Raw genomic sequence first — 9,722 nt, forward strand, 5'->3', positions numbered from 1 at the left:
GATGATGACGATGAAGTCACCGGTATCGACGTGAGGCGTGTAAATGGCCTTGTGCTTGCCGCGCAGACGGAGGGCCACTTCACTGGCGACCCGTCCGAGAACCTTGTCGGTTGCGTCAATCACAAACCACTCGTGCTTCACGTCAGCGGGTTTGGCGCTGAACGTTTTGGTCATGAGTTTTCTCTAATAAAGAGTGGGTTTGGCGGGCTCTTTTCCACGGTCGGTTGTTCTCTGACGGAACACTCTTAGGTGGGGGTGTGCACTTCGACGCGGAGCCACAAAATCGCTGCGAAGCCCTCCATTGTACGAAATTTGACCACCACCTGGCAAGTTGTCGTGTTGGTGTGGCACAAGAGCATCCCGCGCCGGGCCGCCCCGGACCGCATTCTCGCGCCCGTGAGGGGCCGTGACCCGCGCAGCAGCGGAACGTGGGGGCCGACCATTCTGGCGATACCATCCCGGGATGTTCAGTTACCGACACGCCTTCCACGCCGGCAACCACGCCGATGTGCTCAAGCACACCACCCTGATCGCCACCCTGCGGCATTTGATGCTCAAGGAGCCGTCGATCACCCTGGTGGACACCCACGCCGGCGCCGGCCTGTACCGGCTCGATGGCGACTACGCCGAAAAGGGCGGCGAGGCGGCGGACGGCATCGTCAAGCTCATGGCTGCTCTGCGCCCCGCCACCGGCGCACCGGCCGCGTCCAGCCCCGCGCTGGACGACTACCTGGACCTGATCGCCGGCTTCAACCCCAGTGGCAGCCTGCGCGTGTACCCGGGCTCGCCGTTTGTCATGCAGACGCTGATGCGCACCGAGTCGCGCGACCGGCTCAAGCTGTTCGAGCTGCACCCGACCGACAGCCGCACGCTGACCGCCAACATCGCCCAGCTCGACGCCGGCCGCCAGATCGCCGTGGCGCTGCAGGACGGTTTTGAAGGCCTCAAGCCCCTGCTGCCGCCGCCGCCCTCGGCCACCGGCTCCAAGCGCGCCCTGGTGCTGATCGACCCGAGTTACGAGGTCAAGAGCGATTACGCCAAAGTGAGCGCCTGCATACAGGAGTGCATCAAGCGCTTTCCCACCGGCAGCTACCTGGTCTGGTACCCCATCATCCCGCGCGCTGAGGCACACGACCTGCCGCGCCGCCTCAAGACCCTGTGCAACCAGACCCAGCGGCCCTGGCTGCACGCCACCCTGAACATCGGGCAAAAGGACCTGGGGCCGAACGAGCGCCAGGGCCTGACGGCCAGCGGCATGTTCGTGGTCAACCCGCCGCACACCCTCAAGGCCCAGCTCGCGCAGGCGCTGCCCGTGCTGGTCACCCACCTGGGGCGGGGGCGCGGCCAGGCCCAGACCCTGGAATCCGGCGGGGCCTGACCGACGCGAAAAGACGGGCGCGGGTAAATCCCGACCCTCGCCCGCCGAATTAACCAACCGATCGGTCGGTTAATTTTCTATACTGCGCATCCACCCCGCCCGAGCGGGTGCAGGAGACGCGCATGTACACCCAATCCTTTTCCGTCGCCGATGGGGATGCCAAGGGCAGCCCCAAGCCCGCCGCGACGCCGATCCGGACCGAAGACGCCGCGCTGCAGGCGCATTTCGACACCGTGATCGACGCCGACGGCAAGGTCGAGCCGCGCGACTGGATGCCCGAGGCCTATCGAAAGACCCTGGTGCGGCAGATCAGCCAGCACGCGCACAGCGAGATCGTCGGCATGCTGCCCGAGGGCAACTGGATCAGCCGCGCGCCCAGCCTCAAGCGCAAGGCCATCCTGATCGCCAAGGTGCAGGACGAAGGCGGCCACGGGCTCTACCTCTACAGCGCCGCCGAGACCCTGGGCACCAGCCGCGACCAGATGCTGGACGCCCTGCACAGCGGCAAGGCCAAGTACAGCTCCATCTTCAACTACCCGACGCTCAACTGGGCCGACGTCGGCGTGATCGGCTGGCTGGTGGACGGCGCGGCGATCATGAACCAGATCCCGCTGTGCCGCTGTTCGTACGGCCCGTATGCGCGGGCCATGATCCGCGTCTGCAAGGAAGAGAGCTTCCACCAGCGCCAGGGCTACGAGGCCCTGCTGGTGATGATGCAGGGCACGGCCGAACAGAAGGCCATGGTGCAGGACGCGGTGAACCGCTATTGGTGGAAGTGCCTGGCCATGTTCGGCCCGCCCGACGCCGACAGCCCCAACAGCGTGCAGGGCATGCGCTGGGGCATCAAGCGCATCAGCAACGACGACCTGCGCCAAAAGTTCATCGACGCCACCGTGCCGCAGGCCGAAGTGCTGGGCGTCACCCTGCCCGACCCCGACCTGAAATGGAACGAGGCACGCGGTCACTGGGACCACGGCGCCATCGACTGGGACGAGTTCTGGGGCACGGTCAACGGCCACGGCCCGATGAACCAGGAGCGCCTGGCGACCCGCGTGCAGGCCCACGAACAGGGCGCCTGGGTGCGCGAAGCCGCCCTCGCCCACGCCGCCAAACAACAGCAACGCCAACAGAAGGAGGCCGCATGAGCACGACAGCACCCGCCTTGAAGGAATGGCCCCTGTGGGAGGTCTTCGTCCGCAGCAAGCAGGGCCTGGAACACAAGCACTGCGGCAGCCTGCACGCCAGCGACGCCCGCCACGCGCTGCAGATGGCACGCGACGTCTACACGCGCCGGCAGGAAGGCGTGAGCATCTGGGTCGTGCCCTCGACCGCGATCACCGCCAGCGAGCCCGACAGCAAAGACAGCTTCTTCGACCCCGCGGCCGACAAGGTCTACCGCCACCCGACCTTCTACGAGATCCCGGACAAAGTGGGGCATATGTGATGCAGGCGAATGTCGACTACATCCTTCATCTGGCCGACAACGCCCTGGTGCTGGGACAACGCAACGCCGAGTGGTGCGGCCACGGCCCCATCCTCGAAGAAGACCTGGCCCTGGCCAACAACAGCCTGGACCTGATCGGGCAGGCCCGCCTGCTCTACCAGCACGCCGCCGCCCTCATCAACAACGACGGCACCTTGGCGCAGCGCTTCGCGCACCTGCAGGGCGCGCGGCAGGACGGCCGCATCACCGAAGACACCCTGGCCTATTTCCGCGACACGGCCGAGTTCCGCAACCACACGCTGATGGAGTTGCCGCACCACGGCCCGCTGGTGGGTTACGCGGTGGGCGAGCGCGACTACGCCACCACAATCGCGCGCAACTTCCTGGTCAGCGCGCTGATGGTGCTGGTGTGGGACGCGCTGCAGGCCTCGAAAGACACCCAGCTGGCCGGCATCGCCGCCAAGTCGCTCAAGGAAGTGCGCTACCACCTGCAGCACGCCAGCGACTGGCTGGTGCGCATGGGCGACGGCACCGAGGCATCGCACCGCCGCGCCCAGGCCGCCGTCGACCACCTGCTGCCCTACTGCGAGGCTTTCTGGCTACCCGGCCCGGCCGAGCGCGCCGCGGCGCAGGACGGCACCGGCGTCGACATCACCGCCCTGCGCGGGCAATGGGACGCCCTGGTCAACGAAACCCTGGCCGAGGCCACGCTGACCCGCCACGACCAGCCGCACCAGGGCTATGTGGCGCAGGGCCATGTGGGCCTGCATTCCGAGCACCTGGGCTTCCTGCTGGCCGAGATGCAGAGCCTGGCGCGCGCCCACCCGACCGCGGTCTGGTGACCCCCGTGGACACGACCACCGCACCGTCGCTGCAGGCCGTCGCGCAGGCGGTGGCCCACCTGGCCGACCCGGAGATTCCGGTCATCAGCCTGGGCGAGCTGGGCATCCTGCGCGCGGTGCGCGAAGGCGCGGATGGCGTGCCCGAGGTGGTCATCACGCCCACCTACAGCGGCTGCCCCGCCATGGGCCAGATCGAGGACGACATCGTGGCCGCGCTGCGCGCCGCCGGCCTGCCCGGGCGCGTGGTCACCCAGCTCTCCCCGGCCTGGACCACCGACTGGATGAACGAGGCTGCGCGCGAGAAGCTGCGCGCCTACGGCATCGCGCCGCCGCAGTGCGGCAGCCAGCCGGCAGCGCCCGCCGGGGTGCTGCGATTCAGCCGCCACGCCGCGAAGCCAGTGGACGTGCCCTGCCCGCAATGCGGCTCGCACAACACCACGGCCACATCCCCGTTTGGTTCAACCGCTTGCAAGGCGCTCTACAAGTGCCTGGACTGCCAGGAACCCTTCGATTACTTCAAACCGTACTGACGCCGCCATGAGCACTGCCGCCCCCCGCTTCCACGACCTCACCGTCTCGCGCGTCGACCCCGAGGCGGCCGGCGCCGTCGCCGTCTCGCTGCGCATTCCCGAGCCGCTGCGCGAGGCCTTCGCCTTCGAGCCCGGCCAGTTCCTCACCCTGCGCGCCGACATCGGCGGGCAGGACCTGCGGCGCAGCTACTCCATCAGCAGCCCGCGCAGCCGGCTGGTGCAACACGGTGAGGTGACGCTGGGCATCCGGCCCGTGGAAGGCGGTGTGTTCTCCAACTGGGCGGCCAAAGATCTCAAGGCCGGCGACACCCTGCGCGTCATGCCGCCCGACGGCCGCTTCACCGTGCACAAGCCGCGCGCCCTCCACCGCGTGGGCTTTGCGGCGGGTTCGGGCATCACGCCCATCCTGTCCATCATGGCCAGCACGCTGGAGGAATCGCCCGACGCCCAGTTCACCCTGGTTTACGGCAACCGCCGAATGGCCAGTGTGATGTTCAACGAGGCGCTGCAGGACCTCAAGGACCGCTACCCCGGCCGCCTCACGCTGATCCACGTGCTCTCGCGCCAGGCGCAGGAGGTGCCGCTGCTCGAAGGCCGCATCGACGGCGACAAGGTGCGCGAGGTCATCGCCGCACTGCTGCCGGTGGGCAGCATGGACGAGGTGTTCGTCTGCGGCCCCGAAGCCATGATCGAAGCGACCGAGCAGGCCCTGCTCGGCGCCGGCGTGCGGCCCGACCGCATCCACACCGAACGCTTCACCTCCCCCAAGCTCGACGCCCTGCCCCCTGGTCAGCGCCAGGCCGCCGTGCTCGGCCACCCGGCCGTGCGCACCGATGGCGAGGTGGCGCTGACCGTGGTGCTCGACGGCAAGCCGCACCAGCTGCGCATGGGCAAGGACGAGAAGGTGCTGGACGTGGCGCTCAACGCCGGGCTGGACCTGCCCTGGTCGTGCCGCGGCGGCGTCTGCTGCACCTGCCGCGCCAAAGTGATGGAGGGCGCGGTGCAGATGGACAAGAACTTCACCCTCGAACCCTGGGAGACCGACAAGGGCTTCGTGCTCAGCTGCCAGGCACGGCCGACCACCGACACGCTGGTGGTCAGCTACGACGAACGCTGAACAAGGCGGCCAGCGCGACCGGCGCACTTCCAGCGCGCCGGCCGGAGCGCGTGCCCCATCCAGCGGGCGCCGTGGAACGGGCTTCGCCCGGCCACAGGCGCCGTCCCCCCTTCCAGGGGGGAAGCCGCGCAGCGGCGCAGGGGGGTCACACTTTTTCCAGGGCCTGCTCCAGATCGGCCATCAGATCGTCGATGTGCTCGATGCCGATCGACAGGCGGACCATGTCGGGGCTCACGCCGGCCTTCTTCATCTCGTCGGCATTGAGCTGGCGGTGCGTGGTGGTGGCCGGGTGGCAGGCCAGCGACTTGGCGTCGCCGATGTTGACCAGGCGGGTGAAGAGCTGCAGCGCGTCCTGGAAGCGCGTGCCGGCGGCGATAGCGTCACCGGACTTGAGGCCGAAGCTGATGATGCCGGAGGCGCGGCCGCCCATGTATTGCTGCACCAGCGCGTGGTCCTTGTGACCGGGCAGGCCGGCGTAGTTGACCCAGGCCACCTTGGGGTGGTTCTGCAGGTGCGTGGCGATCTTGACCGCGTTCTCGCAGATGCGGTCCATGCGCAGCGCCAGGGTCTCGATGCCCTGCAGGATCTGGAACGCGTTCATGGGCGACAACGCCGCGCCCATGTTGCGCAGCGGCACCACGCGCGCGCGGCCGATGTAGGCGGCGGCGCCCAGGGCCTCGGTGTAGACCACGCCGTGGTAGCTCACGTCGGGTTCGTTCAGGCGCTTGAAGCGGGCCTTGTGTTCGGCCCAGGGGAACTTGCCGCTGTCCACAATGGCGCCACCGATGGTGGTGCCATGGCCGCCCAGGTATTTGGTGAGCGAGTGCACCACGATGTCGGCACCGTGTTCGAACGGACGGCACAGGTAGGGGCTGGTCACGGTGTTGTCCACGATCAGCGGCACACCGGCGGCGTGCGCCACCTTGGCCAGCGCGCCGATGTCGGTCACGTTGCCCAGCGGGTTGCCGATGGACTCGCAGTAGATCGCCTTGGTGCGCTCGTCGATCAGCGCGGCGAACGCGGCCGGATCGCGCGGGTCGGCGAAGCGCACCGTGATGCCCTGCTGCGGAAAGGTGTGGGCGAACAGGTTGTAGGTGCCGCCGTACAGCGTGGAGGCCGAGACGATGTTGTCGCCGCTCTCGGCGATGGTCTGGATCGCCGCTGTGATGGCCGCCATGCCCGAGGCCATGGCCAGTGCGCCCACGCCGCCTTCGAGCGCCGCCAGGCGCGCTTCGAGCACGCCGTTGGTGGGGTTCATGATGCGGCTGTAGATGTTGCCCGCGACCTTGAGGTCGAACAGGTCGGCACCGTGCTGCGTGTCGTCGAAGGCGTAGGCCACGGTCTGGTAAATCGGCACCGCCACGGCCTTGGTGGTGGGGTCGGGCTGGTAGCCGCCGTGCACGGCAATGGTTTCGATTTTCATCTTGCGGATCTCCTGAGGGGGGGTGTCGCCACGCCTGGGAAACCGCGCAGCGAAGATCATTCTCGCAGCAAGACCACCTCGGTCACGCCGCGGTGGCGCAGGCCCAGCGCCGTGATCGCACCCAGGCTCAGGTCGATGATGCGGCTGTGTTTGTAGGGGCCGCGGTCGTTGATGCGCACCACCACCTCTTTGCCGGTGCGCACGCTGCGCACCCGCACCTTGGTGCCGAAGGGCAGGGTCTTGTGGGCGGCGGTCAGCGCGTGCATGTCGTAGCGCTCGCCGTTGGCGGTGCGGCGGCCATGGAACCCCGGCCCGTACCAAGACGCCATGCCCTGCGCGAGGGGTTTGCCCGACCGGGCCCCCGGCACGGTGGGTTCGGCATCGGCGGCGGTGATGGCATCACCCCCCTCCAGCGGAGCGATCAGCACCACCGGCTCGCCCAGGGGAGCGGGCCCGGCGGGCGCGGCGCTCGCCGCGACCGGCGCCGGCCGGGACGGCGGCATCGCAGACACCGGCGCCAGCGGGCCGGCGGTGGCCACCTTGGCGGGTGCCGGTGCCTTGTGGGGCACTGCGCACCCGGCCAGAGCAAAAGCGAGCAGGGCCGACGCCGTGCGGGGACGCGGGCGACTGCGGATCAGACGACGGGACGAGTGGGGCATGGTGGTTCCTCCTGCGCTCTTGGGGCGCCAGGACCCGAACCTTAGCCCAAGCCCAGCCGTTTGACGATGGCCAGCGTCGCCACGCTCTGGTTCATGGTGTAGAAGTGCAGCGCTGGCACACCGGCGCTGCGCAGTTGGTCACACAGGGCGGTCGTCACGTCCAGGCCGAAGGCCTTGATGGATTCGGTGTCGTCGCCAAAGGCCTGCAGCCGCAGGCGGATCCAGCGCGGCACCTCGGCGCCACAGCTGTCGGCAAAACGCAGCAGGCCGCTGGAGTTGATGATGGGCATGATGCCCGGCACCACGGGCACGTCGGCGCCCAGCTTGCGCGCGTCGTCCACAAAGCGGAAGTAGGCGTCGGCGTTGAAGAAGAACTGCGTGATCGCCGAGCTGGCACCGGCCTTGACCTTGGCCACGTAGGCCTGCAGGTCGGCCTCGGGGGACCGGGCCTGCGGGTGCATCTCGGGGTAGGCCGCCACCTCCAGATGGAAGTGGTCGCCCGTCTCGGCGCGGATGAAGGCCACCAGATCGGCGGCGTAGCGGAACTCGCCCATGCTGCCGTAGCCGCTGGGCAAATCACCGCGCAGCGCCACCAGGCGGCGCAGGCCCATGGACCGGAACAGCGCCAGCTTCTCGCGCACCGAATCGCGCGAAGCGCCGACGCAGGTGAAGTGCGAAGCGCCTTGCTGGCCCTCGTCCAGGATGGCCTGCACGGTCTGCAACGTGCCGTCTTGCGTGGAGCCGCCGGCGCCGTAGGTCACCGAGCAGAACTCGGGCTGCAGCGCATACAGCGCCTGGCGCACCGCGCGCAGCTTCTCGACGCCCTCGGGCGTCTTGGGCGGGAAAAATTCAAAACTCAGGGGCAGGCCCATACAAAAAACTCCCGGTTGCCATCACCACCGGTGATGGCGCTTTCAACATAGTCGCGCAGCGTCAGGCCGAGGTCTTCACAGGCCTGCTCGATGCGTTGCCTGACCAGCGCGTAACTGGCCGCGTCTTTCACCAGCCCGCCCTTGCCGATGTGTTCGGGCTGCAACTCGAATTGCGGCTTGACCAGCATCAGCAGGTGGCCGGCGGGCTTCAACAGCGGCACGATGGCCGGCCAGACCAGGGTCTGCGAGATGAAGGACAGGTCGCCGACGATCAGGTCGAACGGCGCCGCCGCCGCTGCGCCACCCGCTTCCACCAGTTGCTGCGCCGTCAGCTCGCGTGCGTTGCACTTCTCGATGCAGACCACGCGCGGATCGCTGCGCAGCTGCGGATGCAGCTGGCCCTGGCCCACGTCCACGCCCACCACCTGCGCGGCGCCGCGCTGCAGCAGGCAGTCGGTGAAACCGCCGCTGCTCTGCCCCACGTCGAGGCAGCGCAGGCCGCTCACGTCGAGGCCGCAGTGGGTGAGTGCACCGTCGAGCTTGAGACCGCCGCGCGAAACGAAACGCGATTCCGCCGTGTCCAGCAGCTCCAGCTCCACCGTCTCGCGCAACTCCTCGCCGTTCTTGGCGACGGCCTTCCAGTCGCCGCCGGGCAGGCGCCAGCGCACACCCGCAGCGATCAGCCGCTGGGCCTGCGAACGCGACGCGGCCAGGCCTCGCTCGACGAGCAACTGGTCAGCGCGCATCGGTGATCAATACCGATACGTATCGGGCTTGTACGGGCCGTTCTTCGGCACGCCGATGTAAGCCGCCTGCTCGTCGCTCAGCTCGCTCAGCATGGCGCCGACCTTCTTCAGGTGCAGGCGCGCGACCTTCTCGTCCAGGTGCTTGGGCAGCACATAGACCTTGCCCACGTCGTAGCCTTCGGGGTGGCAGAACAGCTCGATCTGCGCGATGGTCTGGTTGGCAAACGACGACGACATCACGAAGCTGGGGTGGCCGGTGCCGCAGCCCAGGTTCACCAGGCGGCCTTTGGCCAGCAGGATGATCTTCTTGCCGTCCGGGAAGATCACGTGATCGACCTGGGGCTTGATCTCTTCCCACTGGCACTTTTCCTCCAGCTTGGCGACCTGGATCTCGTTGTCGAAGTGGCCGATGTTGCAGACGATGGCCTGGTCCTTCATGGCGGCCATGTGCTCGAACGTGATCACGTCTCGGTTGCCGGTGGTGGTCACGAAGATGTCGGCCTTGTCGGCGGCGTACTCCATGGTCACGACCTTGTAGCCTTCCATCGCGGCCTGCAGGGCGTTGATCGGGTCGATCTCGGTCACCCAGACCTGGGCGCTCAGGGCGCGCAGGGCCTGGGCCGAGCCCTTGCCCACATCGCCATAACCGGCCACGCAGGCGACCTTGCCGGCGATCATCACGTCGGTGGCGCGCTTGATGCCGTCCACCAG

General features: G+C 68.2%; 12 protein-coding genes. 6 read left to right on the forward strand and 6 right to left on the reverse strand.

Going from position 1 to position 9,722, the window contains the following annotated elements; all coding sequences use genetic code 11:
• On the reverse strand, positions 1 to 174 hold a 174-nt coding region (locus RMP09_RS13560), incomplete at its 3' end, for an uL13 family ribosomal protein (protein ID WP_310566520.1).
• A gap of 289 nt (positions 175 to 463) precedes the next feature.
• On the opposite strand from RMP09_RS13560, the gene RMP09_RS13565 reads away from it, so the two are divergent.
• From RMP09_RS13565 to paaE, 6 genes are all read left to right on the forward strand, one after another.
• Positions 464 to 1,378 (forward strand): 23S rRNA (adenine(2030)-N(6))-methyltransferase RlmJ, encoded by a 915-nt coding sequence (locus RMP09_RS13565; protein ID WP_310566509.1) that lies wholly within the window; start codon positions 464 to 466, stop codon positions 1,376 to 1,378.
• Positions 1,379 to 1,500: 122 nt separating this feature from the next.
• Positions 1,501 to 2,523 (forward strand): 1,2-phenylacetyl-CoA epoxidase subunit PaaA, encoded by a 1,023-nt coding sequence (paaA, locus tag RMP09_RS13570; protein ID WP_310566510.1) that lies wholly within the window; start codon positions 1,501 to 1,503, stop codon positions 2,521 to 2,523.
• Positions 2,520 to 2,822, forward strand: coding sequence for a 1,2-phenylacetyl-CoA epoxidase subunit PaaB (gene paaB / locus RMP09_RS13575; RefSeq protein WP_310566511.1), 303 nt, complete (start codon positions 2,520 to 2,522; stop codon positions 2,820 to 2,822). The genes paaA and paaB overlap by 4 nt, the downstream gene beginning before the upstream one ends.
• Positions 2,822 to 3,664 (forward strand): 1,2-phenylacetyl-CoA epoxidase subunit PaaC, encoded by an 843-nt coding sequence (gene paaC, locus RMP09_RS13580; RefSeq protein ID WP_310566512.1) that lies wholly within the window; start codon positions 2,822 to 2,824, stop codon positions 3,662 to 3,664. Before paaB ends, paaC begins: the two co-directional genes overlap by 1 nt.
• A gap of 5 nt (positions 3,665 to 3,669) precedes the next feature.
• A complete protein-coding gene (paaD, locus tag RMP09_RS13585; protein WP_310566513.1) occupies positions 3,670 to 4,194 on the forward strand; it encodes a 1,2-phenylacetyl-CoA epoxidase subunit PaaD in 525 nt (174 codons plus the stop codon).
• A gap of 7 nt (positions 4,195 to 4,201) precedes the next feature.
• Complete coding sequence (gene paaE, locus RMP09_RS13590; protein WP_310566514.1) at positions 4,202 to 5,311, forward strand: 1,2-phenylacetyl-CoA epoxidase subunit PaaE; 1,110 nt, start codon at positions 4,202 to 4,204, stop codon at positions 5,309 to 5,311.
• A gap of 145 nt (positions 5,312 to 5,456) precedes the next feature.
• Here paaE and RMP09_RS13595 read toward each other — a convergent pair whose 3' ends face one another.
• The 5 genes from RMP09_RS13595 to RMP09_RS13615 form a co-directional block, all read right to left on the reverse strand.
• A complete protein-coding gene (locus RMP09_RS13595) occupies positions 5,457 to 6,734 on the reverse strand; it encodes an O-acetylhomoserine aminocarboxypropyltransferase/cysteine synthase family protein (protein WP_310566515.1) in 1,278 nt (425 codons plus the stop codon).
• A gap of 56 nt (positions 6,735 to 6,790) precedes the next feature.
• Complete coding sequence (locus RMP09_RS13600) at positions 6,791 to 7,393, reverse strand: septal ring lytic transglycosylase RlpA family protein (RefSeq protein ID WP_310566516.1); 603 nt, start codon at positions 7,391 to 7,393, stop codon at positions 6,791 to 6,793.
• A gap of 41 nt (positions 7,394 to 7,434) precedes the next feature.
• Positions 7,435 to 8,265, reverse strand: coding sequence for a methylenetetrahydrofolate reductase [NAD(P)H] (gene metF, locus RMP09_RS13605; RefSeq protein ID WP_310566517.1), 831 nt, complete (start codon positions 8,263 to 8,265; stop codon positions 7,435 to 7,437).
• Positions 8,250 to 9,011, reverse strand: coding sequence for a TlyA family RNA methyltransferase (locus RMP09_RS13610; protein ID WP_310566518.1), 762 nt, complete (start codon positions 9,009 to 9,011; stop codon positions 8,250 to 8,252). Before RMP09_RS13610 ends, metF begins: the two co-directional genes overlap by 16 nt.
• A 6-nt stretch (positions 9,012 to 9,017) precedes the next feature.
• Positions 9,018 to 9,722: adenosylhomocysteinase (locus RMP09_RS13615; RefSeq protein ID WP_310566519.1), on the reverse strand; the 705-nt coding region annotated here is incomplete at its 5' end.

The sequence above is a fragment of the Hydrogenophaga sp. genome (genome assembly GCF_031426985.1).
In the GTDB taxonomy this organism is placed as follows: Bacteria; Pseudomonadota; Gammaproteobacteria; order Burkholderiales; family Burkholderiaceae_C; genus Hydrogenophaga.